An 18321-nucleotide genomic window follows, 5' to 3' on the forward strand; every position below is an offset into this window, starting at 1 on the left:
TTATAATATACATTTATGAAAAACTTTATATTATATTAGAAATAAATTTTAATATAAAGACGAAGTAGAATTTAATTTCAAATTTTTTTATATAATTGGAGGAGTTTAATGGTTAGTAAAGCATTAGCTGGTATTATTTCATTCTTTTTACCTGGAATGGGACAGCTAATTCAAGGTGATAGTAAAAACGGATTTTTAGTTTTTGTTTTAACAATAATTATATTTGGAATATTATATTATATTACTGCAGCATGGATTGCGGAATTGGTATGGTTTATTATAGGTATTTTTGCAGCTTATTTAGCTTATCAAATGCCTGAAAGATAATTAATAAATTTTTATATTATATTTAAATTATTTATTAACTTATTGAACTTTTTTATTTATTTTTATTAGTTTATACTTTTTTTACTTTAACTTTTTTTATTTTTAGACTTATTTTGGTCTTAGTTTTTTAAGATTCATTAAGTTTTAGACTTATTTTAATAATTTTTTGTATTAAATTTTAAAGTGAGTATATTTTAAAAATTCTTAAATATTATATTAATTAAAATATAATATTACAAATAAAATGATTTTTATATTTATAAATTTTTAGGGGTATTAAATTGGAAAATTATGATGTTATTATTGTTGGTGGAGGTCCTGCAGGTCTTACAGCAGGAATCTATGCAGGTCGTCAAAATTTAAAAACTTTAATTCTTGATAAAGGATTAGCAGGTGGTCAAGCTAGAGAAGTTCCTGTAATTGATAATTATCCTGGTTTTTCAATGGCAAATGGATTAGAATTAATTGAAAATACCAAGTCACAAACACAAAAGTATGCAACTATTCATGAGTTTGAAGAGGTCTTGGATGTATTTAATGAAAACAAATCTTTTATTGTTAAAACTTCAAAAGGAGAATATACATCAAAGGTAATAATTTTAACAACTGGTTCAAAACATAGGCAACTTAATGTTACTGGTGAAAACCAACATTTAGGTAGAGGTATATCTTATTGTGCTACTTGTGATGGAATGTTCTTTAAAGGAAAAGATATACTTGTTGTAGGTGGTGGAAATACTGCTGCAATTGATGCATTATATCTTAGTGATCTTGGATGTAATGTTACATTAGTTCATAGAAGAGATCAATTAAGATGTCAAAAATATCTTGAAGATAAACTTAAAGAATCTAAAATTCCTATTATATGGAATACTACTGTAGAGGCCATTGAAGGAGATCCATTAGTAGATAATGTTAAATTATTAAATAAAGATGGTACTGAATCTGAAATTTCAGTTAATGGTGTTTTTATTGCAGTAGGTGATATTCCACAAAATTTAATTGCAGAGAAATTAAATCTTAAACTTGATGATGATGGAAGTATATTATGTGATAAATATCAAAGAACAAGTTTAGAAGGTGTTTATGCTGCAGGTGATGTTACTGGTGGATTAAAACAGTGGATTGTTGCTTGTGGTGAAGGTGCAGTTGCTGCAATTAGTGCATATGATGATATTATTAAAAATTCATAGAGCTTTATTTTTTTAATTAAGTTCTATTTTTTTCCTTTGTTTTTTTTTACTTATTTTTTCTATTATATGATTTTTAATTAGTTTTTAAGTTTTTATTCTAGTTTAATATTTTATTTAGTTAATTTTTTTGTTGTATTTTTAAGTTTTTATTCTGGTTTAATATTTTATTTAGTTAATTTTTCATTGTATTTTTAAGTTTTTATTCTAGTTTAACATTTTATTTAGTTTTTTACTGTATTTTTATTTTTATTCTAATTTTTTAATTAGTTTTTAATTTTTTATTCTAATTTAAGATTTTTTTTATAAAATTTTTTTTAAAGCTTTTTAATTTATCTAATTTTTAAGTTTTTTTAGGTTTTTTCTTAAAAATCATGATTTTTTAACAATTATTTTTATAAACTTTAAAGATTAAAATTAGATTAATGATAATTCTTAAGAAAAAGAAAAAGTTATGGGAAATGTATCCTATTGGTTCACCTAAAGGTGCTTTAAATACTCAGAGGACACCGAGTTTTTTAGGTACTTTAAAATTTAAACTTAATGAAAAAGGTAAGATGGAACTTAATAGGTTCATTGTTAATCTTAATATTGAAGAAAACTCTTCTTTATATGAGAAATTTTATCCTCCCCAAGAAGCTATTAAAATACTTAGAAGTCAGATTGTTTTTTTAGCTAATCATGATGAGGATTTTGAAAACTTTTTAGATTCTTTAAATATTAAGTATAGGTTTACAAGAATATGTGATTATTGTGTTCTTGAAAATAAGATTACTATTATTAATTCTGAGTATTCCTATAAATTTCATAATCAATTAATATGTAAGGATTGTGCAGAAAACACTATTAAGGAGCAACTTAAATTAAGAGGTTATGATAAAAGGGTTTTTAGGAATTTTAAGAGAATTCTTGAAAAAACTGGAAGTCTTGAAGTTGTTATGGACATGTTATCTCCTAAGTTTGATCCAGTAAGTCATTCTGATTTAACATTATTTGATAAGGTTAAGGTAGATAATAATAAAAAGATTCCACTTATTGATATGAGAAGACTTAAGATTAATAAGGATTTTCGTGATATTCTTATTTCTCATGGTAATGTTAAACTTTTACCTGTTCAAATACTTGCAATTAAAGAAGGTTTATTAAGAGATGAGAATATACTTGCTGTATCTGCAACAAGTAGTGGTAAAACATTAATAGGTGAACTTGCAGGTGTTCCAAAGGCTTTAAATGGTGAGAAATTTATATTTTTAACACCTCTTGTTGCTCTTGCAAACCAGAAATATAGGGATTTTAAAGAGAAATATAAAAGTCTTGGTCTTAAAGTTTCTATTAAAGTTGGTAAAAATCGTGTAAAAGCTAAAGGTGAGTTAAGACTTCCTGATAAAAATGTACATGATTCTGATATTGTTGTTGGTACATATGAAGCATTAGATTATATGATTAGAAGTGGAAATTATGATGATTTAAATAATCTTGGTGTTGTTTTAATTGATGAAATTCATATGTTAGATGATGAAGATAGAGGTACTCGTCTTAATGGTTTAATTAAAAGGTTATCGGCAATATTTCCTAGAGCACAACTTATTGGTCTTTCAGCTACTATTAAAAATCCAGAGTATTTAGCTGATAAATTTAATATGAATCTTGTTAAGTATGAAAATAGGCCAGTTCCTCTTGAAAGACATATTAGTTTTGTAAGAAATGAATCTCAAAAAAGAGAACTTATGAGAAAATTTATTATCCAAGAAACTCATAATGTATCTTCTAAAGGATATAAAGGTCAAACTATTATATTCACTAATTCAAGACGTAAAACAACTAAAATTGCAAGTTTTTTAATGGATAAAGGTATTAAAGCTTCAGCATATCATGCAGGTTTATCTTACTCTAAAAAATCTAAAATTGAAAAAAGATTTGATGAAGGTAAATTAGAGGCTGTTGTTACAACTGCTGCTCTTGCTGCAGGTGTTGATTTCCCTGCAAGTCAAGTAATATTTGATACTCTTTTAATGGGTAATAAATGGATTGGACCTAATGAATTTTCACAGATGTTAGGACGTGCTGGTCGTCCATCTTATCATGATCGAGGAATAGTTTATCTTTTACCTGAAATTGGTAAAGAATTTGATAATGATACTGAAGAGGCTATGGCTTTAAATCTTCTTGAAAGTGATAATGAAGATGTTGAAATAGTATATGATGAGGAACAATTAAAAGAACAAATACTTGCAGATATATCTTCAGGTGCTGTTCATACAAAAGTAGATCTTGAAGAATTCTATGAAAATACTGAAATTCCATCAGATACTTCATATATTGTAAATAATCTAATTGATAATAAATTTGTTGAATATAATAAAGGAATGCTTAAAGCAACTAGGTATGGTAGAGCTGTAACAATGAGTTTTTTATCAATTGAAAAAGCTCAATTTATTAAAGATTCAATATTTAATTCTAACTACTTTAAAGATTCAGATTATATTATGAATAATATTAATAATATTCTAAATCCTCAAAGTGAATATTATAATGATCTTGTTCATAAATCTAAAAATAAGTCTAAAAATGTTAAAAAGGATAATAATAGGAAAGTTACAAATAATGTATTTAAATCTATAAGTCGTAAAGAGCTTAATCAACTTAAAGTTAAAACAATTGCTATGGATTTAGAATTATTTAGTAATGCTTATCTTTCACCATCTGTACATAATCAAATTGCAAATAAATTAAAAATGAATGTTTCATCAAGATTATTTGCAGAATCTACCTTAGATATTATCTCTTCAGGTGATGTTATAAACAAGTTAGATAGTAAATTCCAAGATGCATTAATAAGAATTCAAGTTGATTTCTTAAGATGTGATTGTATTGATAAACCATTTTGTGATTGTCTACAAAGAGGTATATCTTATTTAATTATTAATGAAAGATTAAATGGTGAAGATCCAATTAATATATCTAAAACATTATTTAATAATTATCAAATCCACATATATCCTGGAGATATTTTCTCATGGTTAGATAATTATATTAAAAATTTAGATGCAGTAAAAAGAGTTGCATATGCATTTGATATGAATAAATTATATAAACAAGCAGAATATCTTATAAGTCAAATTGAAAATCCTCATAATTCTAAAAAAGATAAACATATTAAAGTTAAATCTAGTAAAAAGAACAATAAAAAATCTAGAAAAAATAATAAACATAATCATAATTTATCAAAAGATAGTAAACATAAATCTAGTGATAAAAATATTAAAATAAATTCTAAAAAATCTAGTAAAAATTCAAATTCTAAAAGTAAAAAAACTAGTAGTAAAAACTCTAATAAGCATTCTAATAATAGTAAAAATTCTAATAATAAAAACTCAAATTCAAATTCTAAAACTAAGTATTCTAATAATAAAAATAGTAAAAAATCTAAAAATAATAAACATAATAAAAAATTAGACTCAAACTCTAAAAGTAAACATTCTAATAAAAAACATACTAAAAAGTCTAATTCTAAAAGTAAACATAAAAATCATGATAAAAACAGCAATGTACATAAGTCTGTTATAAATGATATGAAAAAAGGTAATTTAAATGTTATTATAGATTTTAAATCATAATAATATTTATTTTTTATATTTTTGTTTATAATTATTATTTCTTATTTTGCTTTTTTTATATTTTAGTATGGATATTAGGTTATTACTTGTTTTTATGGTTTTTTATGTTTTAATTATAATATAAACTATTATTCTACTTTAAATATATTAAATCTTGAATATTTTCTAAGTTTTGTATTAAATTTTTCCTTTTTGTGTATTATTTGCTATTTTTCTATTGTATAATTATATAATTTTTACAAAAAATATTTTAATAATTAAAATTATAAATTAATAATGCAATTGCCCAAACAAATTAAATTTTACTTAAATAGCTTTAAGTAACAATCCGTATTATTTAATTGTATTGGAAATATTAAATTAAAAGTTACTTTTATAATAATATTTGTAATTCTAGAAATTAATTAATCATCTAAATTTTAGATTAGAATTTATATTTTGTTATTAAGTACTTTTTAGAGTTTTTAAGATTTTTCATAGTCTAGTAATGGGTAGATTATAAAAATTGTATAAGTTTATAATTAATTTGATTGTAGTTTAAACTGTTTATTATATGGTAATTATTTAAGTTATTAAAAATTATTTTTAGAAAAATAGATAAAAACGCTTTTTAATTTTTTATTAAATTTTATATAGTTTTCTCTTAGGATTTTAAGATATTTAAATAGTGAAATCTAGTCAATCTACTATTTAGATTAATTCTAGAATTATTTAATATAATTAAAGATAATTTTTATTATAATATTTACTTTATCTTTAAGATGATAACTACTAATTCTTAAAGATAAATTTTTTTTTATACTATTTTTGAATTTAAATCTTTATTACAATTTTATTAAATTAATATACTATTTTTGAATTTAAATTTTTTATTAAAAAAAGTGGAGTATTAAAATTATTATATAGCTATTTAATATTAAAAATAGTTTATTGTTTAGCTATTAAAATCTAAGGTTTATAGCTAATAGTTATTGTAGCTATTTATTTAAATTAATTAAGTATATAGAAAGTATAAAAATTAGTTATTAAATAAAATTTTATACTTCTAAATATTCTATACCTAGCTCTTTAATTTCTAAGTTATTATGGAATTTCTCATTAATATTTTCAATAAGTTTTAAATTATTTGATGCAATATAATATTTTACTTTACTATCATATTCTTTATTAATAATATTAAGATCTGATTTTCTAAGTGTTCCTTCAATATTTTTAATATCTTTATAGTCAAATATAAATTCATATATTTTGAATTTTTTTATTTCAACTATTTCTGCATGGTTTATTGCTTCAAGTACTGAATGGGAGTATGCTCTTACAAGACCTCCAGCACCTAATTTTATTCCACCAAAATATCTTGTTACTATTGCAAGAATATTTTCTAGATTGTTTTTTTCAAGAACATTTATCATAGGTTTTCCTGCAGTTCCGCTAGGTTCTCCATCATCATCGTAAGATTGTGAATCACTTACAATATATGCTGTACAGTTATGTGTTGCATCACTGTATTTATTTGAAACTTCTTCTATTATCTTTTTAGCTTCTTTTTTGTTTTTTACAGGATATAATCTTGCAGTAAATATAGATTTTTTAATTTTTACTGTAGATTCAACACTTTCTTTTATTGTTTTCATTTTAATCAATTTTATATATAAATTAAGGTAAAAATAGTATGATTTTTTAATTATATTATATATTAATCATTTTATAATATTATGTTTTATTTTTAATAATATTATTTATTGTTTTATATTAATTTTCTTTAATTTTTAATTTACTTCTTATAACCTCTTAAAATATATATTTATAGATATATTTATATATTTTATAATAAAAATAATTATTTAAGTTATATTTAGTTAAAATATACTTATAGAAAATATTTCTATTTAAATTTCATATAAAATTTAAATATTTATACTAATATAGATAATTTACAATATTTATTAGGAGAATTTTTTATGGCTGATAAAAAAGCAGTTGTTTTAGTTTTATTTATTGTTGCAATTGTTGCTTGTGGTATAGGTAATGTTGCTGGCATGATGACAGGTCATATTGATTTAAAATTACCTGATCTTGGAAATAATACTAATGATACATTGAATAATATTACTAATAATTCTACTGATGGTTTATTTGATACTGTAAGTCAAGATAGTTCTAGTGATTCTAGTTATTCAGCTCCTTCTGATTCTGGATCAAGTAGTAGTTCTAGTAGTAGTCAGTCATCTGATTCTAATTCAGGTTCTAGTTCTCATGATTCTGGTTCAAGTTCTGATTCCCATAATGATTCTGGTTCTAATGATAATCCAGGTTCTCAAACTGGTCAATCTAGTGATGATTCTAGTAATAGTCATATGGGTGCAGGTTCACCTGATCAGTCTTAAGTATAATAAATATTTTGGAGAATATATTTAGGAGGTGTAATTATTCCTGATAAAAAAGATATTGAAGATATGATTAAATCTTTACAAGAAGATTATGAAGCAGGTTTAATATCTGATGATAAATATAAGGAACTTTATAATAGGTATCAAAAAGTTTTAAGAAATGTTAATAAAGTTAATTCTAATAAAAATGTATCTAAATCTGAGCCTTCTAATGTTAAACCTGAAGTTTCTGCACAATCTGTTAAATTAGATGATGTAAATAAATTTGAAGATGAAAATGCATCTGAAAAACCAATTAAAGAAAGTTTTGAAGAGGATAAATCTTTATATAGGGCTAATGATTCTAAAAGTGTAAATAATTTTAATATTGATGATTTAGCTAAAGATTTTGAGGATGAAGAATCAGAAATTGAACAAGATACTATCTCTAAGTATCAAAATCAGATTATTGCAGTATTAAGCATAATTTTAGTAATTTTGATTATTTTAACTATTTACATTTTCATTGAAATGTAAATATTTTATTTTTTTTATTTTAGCTATTTTTTTTAACTTAATTTTATATTTTGTAGCTATTTTTTATTTTTTTACTAGACTTGTTTTTTAGCTATTTTATTTTGTAAAATTATTTTTTATTAATTTTTAACTATTTTTTTATTAAAATTATTTTATATGAATATTTAATTCATTATTAATTTTTTAAATCATAATTTTCTTAAATTATATTAAAAATAGTTTTGATTAAATTATATTTTATAAGATTTAAAATTAGTATTTTGATTGAATTTTTAATATTTTTAAAATATTTTAATAATAATCAAGTTTAATATTCTTTTATCTACATTTAAGTATATTTAGAATCAAATTTAGTATTTTTTTATCTAAATTTTATAATTGAGTTTAATATTTTAAGTATATTTAGAATCAAATTTATCCTTTTTTTATATCCTAAATATAAACAAAAATAGTTTTTAAATAATAATAAAATATTTAGTAAATTATTAAAAATTTACTAAAGTAAAAAAAAAGTTTAGTAATCAAGGAATTTTTCAATATCTAATAATACAGAATTTATTGCAAGGTTTAGCATTTGTTCTCCATAGAATTTATTTACATAAACTCCATTTTCTTCAACATCTCTTGCTCCTTCTTCTATTGCAGGATCATTTTTTCTAGCTTCTTTAAATTTATATAAACCTACTTCTCCATATAAATTTAAATTTGCTTGATTTTTAACTTCATCTTCATTAATAATTCCTATAACTTCACCCATGGATAATTCTCCACTACCACCATGTGGTCCTTCAGTTTCAATAATTTTATTATTAAATACAATATCAAGTCCAGTTTTATTTTCTATGTATGTGATATCTTGAAGTATTGGAATATTTCCACCATGACCATTAACAATAACTACTTTTTTAATGTTTAAGAATTCTTTTGCAGAGTTTAATTGTCTTATAAATTCATTTGCTAGTTCTTGAAGTGAGTTATGTATTCCATGATCTATTTCTTTAAGTTCATATGATGGATAAATTACACCTAAAAATTTAGCACCACTTATAACAGAAGCATTAAATGCTACATATGATGCAATTTTTGCATCTGTATCAATAGGTAATGCTGGACCGTGGTTTTCAAGGTGTGCACCTAATGCAATAACTCCTATTTCATGTACCTTTTCATTAATTACTTTTCCAGCATTATATATTAGTTCAACCATGTTTCAACCTTCTTTTAATTAAGTATTTTAGATATATTTTAGGATTATATTTCTAAATTCCAAATTTCATCCCCAACATAATGTAATGATTTAATTGCTTTTCCCTTAGATGCTTCTACCATTTCAGGACCTGTAATTAAACTTTCTCCAATAGCTAATGGTTTTTTATTGTTAACATCAACAATAACAACTAAATCTCCAGGAACTATATCATCATCTGCTTCAACAATACCTGGACTCATTATATCTGCTCCATTTGTTACGAATCTTACAGCACCCATATCTACTACAACAGTTTTATTTTCTAAATCATCGTTTGCTAAAATTGATTTTAATGTAGGATATGGTTTATTATCAATCATAATAATGTAAGGTTCACCATTTACTAGAATATAATCATATTCATCTGTTTCTAAAATTTCAACGTTGGCTTTATTATCAATTAAAGAACCATATTGTCCTAATTCTTTTTTAATTTCTTTAATTTTTTTCTTTTTTAGATAATTTCTTTTCTTTATTATCAAATTTAGCACCTATACTTTTAGTATAATATTATATACTTTCTTAATATATTATATTATTTTTCATTTATTCTTAATTTTAACTAGTTATTTTATCAATTTTGATTGATTTTTATTTTATTTAGTTTAATATATGTCTTGGTTTTAGTAATTTTTAATATGTCATAAATTTTATTATTATTGAAAGTAAAAATTTTATTCATAAATTTTATAGATCTTATTAATTTAGTATAAAAGTAAATGTTTTATTTATAACAAATATTTGTTGAATTTTAATTTCAATAATAATTTTTTTCTTAAATCTTATTTTTTAGATAGATTTATTTTCAATCAAAAGTTTTTTTATGTATGAGTTTTTAATATTATTATAAAAATAGACAATTTTTTTATTTTTTTAATATAACATTTATATACTAGTTTAGACATATTTTAAAATGTTATATTTACTATTGATAATAAAATATTTTTCTTAAGTTTATTAAGGATTAAAATATATACTTTAGTAAGAAGACTTTTTTATTAATTAAACAAATATATTATTAATTATTAAAAATTTATGTTAATAATAATTTAGATTTAATTTAAGTCAATTTTAATTATATTGTAATATAGGTGATTATTGTGAGCGGACAACAAAATGTTCAAAGACCACTTGACGCATTAGGAAAAGCAACTAACTCTCCAGTTTTAATAAAACTTAAAGGAGACAGGGAATTCAGAGGTATTTTAACAAGTTTTGATTTACATATGAATTTAGTTCTTAATGACGCTGAAGAATTAAAAGATGGTGAAGTTGAAAGAAGATTAGGTACTGTTCTCATTAGAGGAGACAATATTGTATATATCTCCCCATAGAATGAATTACTTATATTTTATTATTTAAATATCTTAGCTAATGCTATGGATATTTTTATAATTATTATTTTATCATTTTGTTTAGGAATATAAATTAGGAGGGAATAATAGTGAAAGGTACACCTACTATGGGTAAAAAAAATAAAAAAACCCATATAAGATGCAGAAGATGTGGAAGAAATACTTACCACGTCCGTAAAGGAGTTTGTGCTTCTTGTGGTTTCGGTAAATCCAAAAAAATGAGAAGTTACAATTGGCAAAATAAAAAATCTGTTACTGGTCAAAGATTAGTATAGATTTTTATTTATTAATCTTTTTTAAATTTTTATATTACTGTGTTAATATATCTTTTTGTATGTTTTTTATTGAATTTTTATTATTTTATGTTTATTTTTTCTCTTTTTTGTTTTAGTTTTTTATTTTAATCCTATTGGATTTTTATTATATTATTTACATTTGAAATTAACCTTTTTAGTTAATTTTAATATGATTCATTTTTGAATATTTTTAATTTTATATGTATTTTGTAAAAATTGAAATTTTACTGATTTAAAATGGATTAATTTATTAATATAATATTATATTTTTATTAAAAGGTTATTTATTAAAATTATAGTTTTAACATTAAAAAGTTACATAATATATATATATATATATATATATTATATTGTTTAATTGATTTTTATATTTTATTTTAATTAAACAATTTTTATTAAAAAAAAGTATTTTTTTTAACTATTACTTTTTTTTTTTTAAAAATGGAGGTGAAAAAAATTATGTCATATAAAAGAATAAGTAAATTGTTATTATTGCTCATTATCTTATTATTATCGTTATCTGCAGTGTCTGCAATTGATAATTCAACTAATGTAGTTCAAAATAATAGTATTAGTGATTCCGACACAATTACACAATCTAATAATTTAAATAATAGGGTTGGTGATACGAATTCCGGTTCATTCACTGATTTACAAACTATAATAAATAATGCACCTGCAGGATCCAATATAACTTTAGATAAGAATTATGTTTATAATAATATAACTGATTCTGGTCCAATAATGATTAATAAAACATTATCTATTAATGGTAATAATTTTACATTAGATGGAAATAAACAATCCCAAATTTTAACAATTAAAGGAACTGTTTCTAATGTTATTTTAAACAATATAAACTTCATTAATGGATATGTTAATCGCAGTAGTGGTTCTGCTGTGTATTCATTATCTAAGAATTTAGAAATTAAAAATTGTCAATTTGAAAATAATACAGCTACTTGTTATGGTGGTGCAATATATTCTGGTGGAGTTAACAGTACCATTTCTAATTGTTTCTTTATAAACAATACAGGTAAAATGAATGGTGGGGCTATTTATATTAGTGGTGCTGGCTCTCTAATTAAAAATTCTACATTCATAAAAAATTTTGCAGATAGAGGTGGAGCTGTTTGTATTTATTCAAAAAATACAATTTTAAAAGACTCTAATTTCATCAACAATAATGCTTCATATGGTGGTGCTGTTTTTGTTTATACCCAAAATGTAACCATCACAAATTCTTCTTTTAACAATAATATTGCAGATAAAGAAGGTGGTGCTATAGAATGGCAAGGTACAGACGGTATTTTAAAAAACGCTTCATTTTATAATAATTCTGCAGGCTATTATGGTGGTGCTGTAAGATGGGATGGTACTAATGGTGTTCTTAATAATTCTGTTTTAAATAATAATTCTGCAGGCTATTATGGTGGTGCTGTAAGATGGGATGGTACTAATGGTGTTCTTAATAATTCTGTTTTAAATAATAATTCTGCAGGCTATTATGGTGGTGCTGTAAGATGGGATGGTACTAATGGTGTTCTTAATAATTCTGTTTTAAATAATAATTCTGCTTATAATGCTGGAGCTATTCTTTTTGATTCTAATAATACCTTAGTTGATAATTGTAGATTTATTAATAACTCTGCTACAAAATATACTGGTGGAGCAATTAATGATTTTGGCATGAATTTGAATAATACTATTTCTAATTCTGTTTTTAAAAACAATTCTGCTATGATTAGTGGTGGTGCAATAAGCGTATGTAATGCTACAATAGTTAACTCAACCTTTGAAGATAATTCTGCAATATTTGGTGGGGCTATGTATGTAATTAACTCAACTATTAATAATTCTACATTTAAAAATAACTCTGCTAAAGTAAAAGGAAACTCAGTATATGCAATTAATAAAGTAACATTAAATAACTGTAGTATTAATCCAAATGATGTTGTAAATAATTTATTAGATAAAAGATTAGAAACCATTAATAATTATAACTACACTTATACAGTAACTGGAGATTTTTATGGGTTCTGTACTGAAAGATATTTGGGTGGTGCATTAGATGGTATACGTGATGATAGTCTTAAACTTTTAAGAAATAGTCTTAATGGTGAAGATATTAGTGAATATCTTAAAATATTAATTTATACATTTGTAAATAAAGAAGAAGATATAAATAATACAAATTTAACTCATGCTGTCTGGATTTTTACTGATTATGATTTCAGAAACAGTAATGATCCAATTGTTAAAAAAGTATTAGAGTTATATGATTCTGGATTAAGGATTCCTAATGTAAATGCTTCTAAACGTTTAAATAATGGATCAATAATCTTTTATAATTTTTCATCATTAATAACACCAGCATTATGGCAAAATTTAGTATTATTTAAATTTAGATATGCTGATATCACTGAAAATCTTACTAAAGAAACATTAAATAAAACTACAAAAGTTAATAATACTGTTGAGTTTAAAATTTCTTTAACTAATACTGGTAATGAAACTATTCATAATGCATTTATCCAGGATAATGATTATAGTAATGGTCTTGTATATCAAGGTTGGAGGAATGTAGCAGGTAATTGGACTTATGATGCTGCACATAATAAATGGATTTTAAACAACCCATTAAATGCAGGTCAAACTGTATCTATAATTGTTTTATTTAAAGCAATTCAAAATGGAACATTAACAAACAATGTTAGTTCTGGATTTGATAATATTACATTATTTAATAGTACAAATACAACAAAAGTAGTTTCTCCTAATTTAAGTGTTGTTAAAATAACTAATAATAAAACTGTATTTGTTGGTCAAAAAACTAGTTTTACAATTGTTGTACGTAATACTGGAGATTATAGGCTTACTAATGTATTTGTAGTTGAAAAAGATTATGATGGTCTTATTTATGATTCATTTTTAGGTCCAGATTGGATTAAATCAGGAAATAAATTCATTTACAAAAAAGTTTTAGGAGTAGGTGAATCAGCTAACTTTACTGTTTTCTTTAAAACAACCAAAGTAGGAAACTTTACTAATATTATAATGGCAGGTAGTAACGAAACAGGAAATACCACTGTCAATAACACTACAAGAGTTGTTAATAAAGTTAAACATGATAAAGAAGAATCTGGTAAAAAAGTTAAACAGTACGTTGTAAAAGAAATTGATATTGAAAAAACAGGTAATCCAATATTATTGTTATTAATGGCATTATTATTAATTCCGTTATTAAAACGTAAATATTAAAATTACCTTTTTTTATTTTTTTTACTTTTTGAATATTATTATTTTTCTTTCTTTTTTAAAAGACAATTAGATGAAAATGATGTTAATTATAAAGCTTAAAAATTAAGAGTAAAATTTTTATTTATAAATTTTTTTATTTTTTCTTTTTTTTTAAAATATTTCATTTTTTATCCTATTTTTTTACACTTAAAATGGACATTTTGAGTTAATTTTAATATGATCTATTTCTGGATATATAAAAAGAGTATATAACTTATCCTGATAGACAATATTTTTATTTATTTTAATTCAATTTATTATTTTATTATATATAAAAAGTAACATTTTATACTAAAATTAATGTCTGTAAAGATTGAAGTTTTTTGATTATAATTGATTATTTTAGTAAAAGGTTAATATCTTTGATATTTTGAAAAAATATAATTTAAATTAAATTATAATATTATATTTTTATTAAATGATTATTTATGGATATTATAATTTTAACATTAAAAAGTTATATTATAAATGAAAAATTATATATTTTTTATTTTAAATATTATTCAACAAGAAAATCAACAGAATACTCCACAACAAAGTCAAACTCAGCAGAATAATAGAAATATTGCTGTTGGTACAAGTACATTTAAAAGTAATTTCGGTATGAATTGTGGTTGTAAATTAAAAGAAGGTGCTATTTTCTGTCCTAATTGTGGTGTAAAAATCCAGGATGATGAAGAACTTAAGTGTCCTAATTGTGATTTTGTAGTTTCAAAAGATGATAATTTCTGTATGAATTGTGGGTTTAAATTAAAATAGGTCTATTTAAGGGGGAATTTTTATGAAAACTAATAATATACTTATTTCTTTATTCTTTTTAGTATATACTGCTATAATATTTTTATTGTTTCCAATTAACATAAACTTAGGATTATTATATGCTTTCTCTGTTTTAAACTTTATAATTGCACTTGTTTGGAATAATAATTATTTAAGTAAAGGAAAAAGTTTTAACACTTATCCATCAAGGATTGTTTTATATACATACTTATTAGTTCAATTTATTGTTAGTATAATTTTACTTTCTACAAAATTTGTTTTAAATTTAAGTTTAGTTATTGAAATTATTGTATTGTTTATCTTCTTAGTTTTATTAGTTTTATTATTAAGAAGTAAAGAATATATTGAAGATATTGAAAATTCTGAATAATTGGTGAGTTTTTTGAGTCATATTGAATGTCCTAATTGTGGTAGTACTAAAATTGTAGAAGTTGATGGTGTTCCTACTTGTTTATCTTGTGGGTCTAAATTACCTGATCTTTCTTTAGGTGAGTTAGGTAATTTTGATAAAGAATTAAAAGAAGCTGAAATTACACGTTTATATAATGCTAAAACTAGAAAAGATATGGAACCTAGAATGAATATTTTTACTGAAGATGAAATTCTTAAATATGCACCTGGATCAAAAGCAGCTGAAAAAATTAGATTTAAAAGAGCAGATACTTTTTTAGATAAATTAAAATCTAGTAGAGATTTTAGAATAATTGTTACTATTGTTGCAATGGCTTTTGTTCTATTTATAGGTACTATTTTTTCTAGTTTTGGTATGAACAATGGATTTTTTGGTTTAGTATTTGTACTTATTCCAGTTATTATGTATTTATACTTTAGATAATTTAATTTCTAATTAAAGTTTTTAAGATTCTTTAATTTTTAATTTAAATAATTTAAATTATCTGTTTAATAAGTTTATTAATTTTTTAATAAATTTATTTTTTTAACTATTTTTTGTGTTTAGTAAATCCTTTTTCTAAATTTTAATTATATATTTCAAAAATGTCTTTTTTTATTGAAATATATTTTATTGAATCTTTTTAATCTGTTTATTTTTATTGTTTTAAAAAAGAGGTATGTTTCAAGTGTATTTTCTTTCTTGATTATATAATTTTTATTTATTAATAAAAAGAGGTATATTTCAAGTGTATTAAAATTAATAAAGTATCAACTAAGGGTTGTTTTTTAAAAAAATAGAGAATATTACTTATATTGCTAATTAATAATATATAAACTATATTTTCAATATTTATATATTTTACGAATATAAATTTAATTATAAATTTACTACAATCTCGTCAAGAGTATTGATTTTTTTAAATATTTTAGATTTACTTCTTAAAATCTATTGAAATTCAATTATTTTATCATCTAATTTTTGATTTACTTCCTTTAAAAGATCAATGTTTTTTCCAGTTTTATTTAGTATCATAGCTAAAATATTGTCTGCTTCATTTTCAATATAATTTTCATCTAATTCTTCTGCTATACTGTCCCATAAATCTACAGCCCAATTTTTCTTACCATCAAAAGACTGCATCAATAAGTTTTAAACTTCCATTATCTACTTTTATGAGACGATAGTCTGATTTTGGTTTAGATTTTTTACCTTCTTTATTACAATCAAGATAAAGTCCATTAGCTAATTCTTCAGTATAATCACCAGCTTTTACAAAGTTACCTTCAATAGAGTAACCATTTGTTACGGTTTTATCTAAGCCACTTACATTTTTTAACCATCCACCAGTTTTTCTAAAACTTATTGATGGATCTAAATTTGTAAGTTCTTTACACCAGTTTAGCATCATAATTTACACTTTATCCTTATTTATATTGAAAATCAATTTAATAATTCTTTAAATAACTAATAAATTTTAATTATTTAATAAAAAATTTAAGTGAAATAATTTTTCACAAAAATTATAGTGTTTTCCTATTTTGAAAACATGTGAATTACCAATTACATTATAAAATTAGTTAATATATAATAATTGTATTATCCAAGAGAGCATATGAAAAGTATTATTATATTTTAAAATGATATTTTTTCTAAGTTCATTAATTTTATTTTTAATTATAAAAAGTATTATTATATTTTAAAATTTTTATTACTATGTGCTTTAAATTCTATGAATATTTTTTATTTTGTTTTTTATTAAAATCAAGTATAATTTATTGTTTTAAATTAAATTTATCATGATTTTTTAATTTAAACTTAATATTTAGCTGTTTTATTTAGTTTAAATAAGATTTAATTTGCTTTATTTTTATTAAAGTTTTATTTATTAAAAATAAATTTTGTAAAAAATATATTACATTTATTTTTATTTTAAAATAAGATTAAAGCAAGTTTTAAATATAATTATAAACTTATATTAAACTGAATTACATTAATTAAACAATATCAGGTTTAATTAATATAATTCTAAATTTTTTAAAACGTGATACGATGGAAGAATTATTAGAAAAATTTGATATTGTTCCAAATAATATAAATATTTTTGAAATAGCGTTCGTCCATGGTTCTTATTCTACATCTCATGATCTTGAATATGATTATGAGCGATTAGAATTTTTAGGGGATTCTGTTTTAAATTTAATCGTTTCTGATTATATATTTAACAAATGTCCTAAATTAGAAGAGGGTAATTTAACAAAAATTAGGGCAAATTATGTATGTCAATCTGCATTAATTTATTATTCTAAACAGTTAGGTTTAGATAAACATATTAAAGTTAATGATGAAGAACATAACATAACTCATAATGAAATTTTATCAATTTCTGCAGATATCTTTGAATCTTTTTTAGGTGCTATTTATATTGATCAAGGTATGAATAAAGCTAGAGAATATTTAGCTAATAATATTTTTCAATATATTGATGAAAATAAAATATTCTTTTATGATTATAAATCTGTTGTTAAAGAATATGGTGATGCTACAGAAGTTAATGTAGATTATGAAACTGTTGAAGAGTACGGTGTTCCTCATGATAAAACATTTGTCATAAGAATACTTGTTGATGGTGAACCTTGTGGACAAGGTAAAGGTAAAAACAAGAAAGAAGCGGAACAATTAGCTGCTCAACAGGCTATTCAAAAATTACATATAAATTAAATTTAAAATTTTTAATTAATATTTTAATTAATATTAATTTTTTATTTTTTAATTATTGTTTTTAGGGATTTAATTTAAGTTTTATTTTTTTTTTCTATTTTTTTATTTTTTTTAAAGAATTATTGTAAATTTTTATTTTAGAATAGTTTTTTTAGTTTTAATTTTTTGTATTATATTTTATTTTTTAAT

The 18321-nt window shown here is 21.9% G+C and carries 17 protein-coding genes; 12 read left to right on the top strand and 5 right to left on the bottom strand.

Going from position 1 to position 18321, the window contains the following annotated elements:
* Positions 1 to 108: 108 nt before the first annotated feature.
* The 3 genes from BGI41_RS01540 to BGI41_RS01550 all read left to right on the top strand — a co-directional run bounded on the left by BGI41_RS01540 (position 109) and on the right by BGI41_RS01550 (position 5134).
* Positions 109 to 327: a hypothetical protein gene (locus tag BGI41_RS01540; protein ID WP_088538491.1), complete on the top strand. Its 219-nt coding sequence runs from the start codon at positions 109 to 111 to the stop codon at positions 325 to 327.
* A gap of 281 nt (positions 328 to 608) precedes the next feature.
* A complete protein-coding gene (gene trxB / locus BGI41_RS01545; protein WP_088538492.1) occupies positions 609 to 1520 on the top strand; it encodes a thioredoxin-disulfide reductase in 912 nt (303 codons plus the stop codon).
* 422 nt (positions 1521 to 1942) lie between these two features.
* The gene (locus BGI41_RS01550) at positions 1943 to 5134 is read left to right on the top strand and encodes a DUF5814 domain-containing protein (RefSeq protein ID WP_088538493.1); all 3192 of its coding nucleotides are present in this window, start codon (positions 1943 to 1945) and stop codon (positions 5132 to 5134) included.
* Between the two features lie 1037 nt (positions 5135 to 6171).
* On the opposite strand, the gene BGI41_RS01555 is transcribed toward BGI41_RS01550, so the two are convergent.
* Positions 6172 to 6768 (bottom strand): YigZ family protein, encoded by a 597-nt coding sequence (locus BGI41_RS01555; RefSeq protein WP_088538494.1) that lies wholly within the window; start codon positions 6766 to 6768, stop codon positions 6172 to 6174.
* A gap of 327 nt (positions 6769 to 7095) precedes the next feature.
* Between BGI41_RS01555 and BGI41_RS01560 the strand changes: the two genes are divergently transcribed.
* On the top strand, positions 7096 to 7521 hold the full coding sequence (locus BGI41_RS01560; RefSeq protein WP_088538495.1) for a 1,4-beta-cellobiosidase: 426 nt from the start codon (positions 7096 to 7098) through the stop codon (positions 7519 to 7521).
* A gap of 69 nt (positions 7522 to 7590) precedes the next feature.
* Positions 7591 to 8040, top strand: coding sequence for a hypothetical protein (locus BGI41_RS01565; protein WP_088538496.1), 450 nt, complete (start codon positions 7591 to 7593; stop codon positions 8038 to 8040).
* A 514-nt stretch (positions 8041 to 8554) separates the two neighbouring features.
* Here BGI41_RS01565 and arfB read toward each other — a convergent pair.
* Complete coding sequence (gene arfB / locus BGI41_RS01570) at positions 8555 to 9247, bottom strand: 2-amino-5-formylamino-6-ribosylaminopyrimidin-4(3H)-one 5'-monophosphate deformylase (protein WP_088538497.1); 693 nt, start codon at positions 9245 to 9247, stop codon at positions 8555 to 8557.
* 44 nt (positions 9248 to 9291) lie between these two features.
* Complete coding sequence (locus BGI41_RS01575; RefSeq protein WP_088538498.1) at positions 9292 to 9771, bottom strand: DUF1947 domain-containing protein; 480 nt, start codon at positions 9769 to 9771, stop codon at positions 9292 to 9294.
* Positions 9772 to 10389: 618 nt separating this feature from the next.
* On the opposite strand from BGI41_RS01575, the gene BGI41_RS01580 reads away from it, so the two are divergent.
* The 6 genes from BGI41_RS01580 (at position 10390) to BGI41_RS01605 (ending at position 15855) form a co-directional block, all read left to right on the top strand.
* Positions 10390 to 10623: an LSm family protein gene (locus tag BGI41_RS01580; RefSeq protein ID WP_042708585.1), complete on the top strand. Its 234-nt coding sequence runs from the start codon at positions 10390 to 10392 to the stop codon at positions 10621 to 10623.
* 107 nt (positions 10624 to 10730) lie between these two features.
* Positions 10731 to 10919 (top strand): 50S ribosomal protein L37e, encoded by a 189-nt coding sequence (locus BGI41_RS01585; protein ID WP_198016046.1) that lies wholly within the window; start codon positions 10731 to 10733, stop codon positions 10917 to 10919.
* Between the two features lie 480 nt (positions 10920 to 11399).
* Positions 11400 to 14201: a right-handed parallel beta-helix repeat-containing protein gene (locus BGI41_RS01590; RefSeq protein ID WP_158211956.1), complete on the top strand. Its 2802-nt coding sequence runs from the start codon at positions 11400 to 11402 to the stop codon at positions 14199 to 14201.
* A gap of 507 nt (positions 14202 to 14708) precedes the next feature.
* Positions 14709 to 14999: a zinc ribbon domain-containing protein gene (locus tag BGI41_RS01595; RefSeq protein ID WP_088538500.1), complete on the top strand. Its 291-nt coding sequence runs from the start codon at positions 14709 to 14711 to the stop codon at positions 14997 to 14999.
* A 22-nt stretch (positions 15000 to 15021) separates the two neighbouring features.
* Entirely contained in the window at positions 15022 to 15390 is a 369-nt protein-coding gene (locus BGI41_RS01600; RefSeq protein ID WP_088538501.1) for a hypothetical protein, read from the top strand.
* A 12-nt stretch (positions 15391 to 15402) separates the two neighbouring features.
* On the top strand, positions 15403 to 15855 hold the full coding sequence (locus tag BGI41_RS01605) for a hypothetical protein (RefSeq protein ID WP_088538502.1): 453 nt from the start codon (positions 15403 to 15405) through the stop codon (positions 15853 to 15855).
* Between the two features lie 504 nt (positions 15856 to 16359).
* Here BGI41_RS01605 and BGI41_RS08525 read toward each other — a convergent pair.
* Together BGI41_RS08525 and BGI41_RS08530 are read right to left on the bottom strand one after the other, a co-directional pair.
* On the bottom strand, positions 16360 to 16554 hold the full coding sequence (locus BGI41_RS08525) for a hypothetical protein (protein WP_233126293.1): 195 nt from the start codon (positions 16552 to 16554) through the stop codon (positions 16360 to 16362).
* Positions 16541 to 16822, bottom strand: coding sequence for a hypothetical protein (locus tag BGI41_RS08530; RefSeq protein ID WP_233126294.1), 282 nt, complete (start codon positions 16820 to 16822; stop codon positions 16541 to 16543). The genes BGI41_RS08525 and BGI41_RS08530 overlap by 14 nt, the downstream gene beginning before the upstream one ends.
* A 641-nt stretch (positions 16823 to 17463) precedes the next feature.
* Here BGI41_RS08530 and rnc point away from each other — a divergent pair.
* Positions 17464 to 18132 carry a ribonuclease III gene (gene rnc / locus BGI41_RS01615; RefSeq protein ID WP_088538503.1) on the top strand — a complete coding sequence of 223 codons (669 nt, stop codon included), beginning with the start codon at positions 17464 to 17466 and terminating at the stop codon, positions 18130 to 18132.
* Positions 18133 to 18321: the final 189 nt, after the last annotated feature.

This window comes from Methanobrevibacter sp. 87.7 (genome assembly GCF_002208625.1).
In the GTDB taxonomy this organism is placed as follows: domain Archaea; phylum Methanobacteriota; class Methanobacteria; order Methanobacteriales; family Methanobacteriaceae; genus Methanarmilla.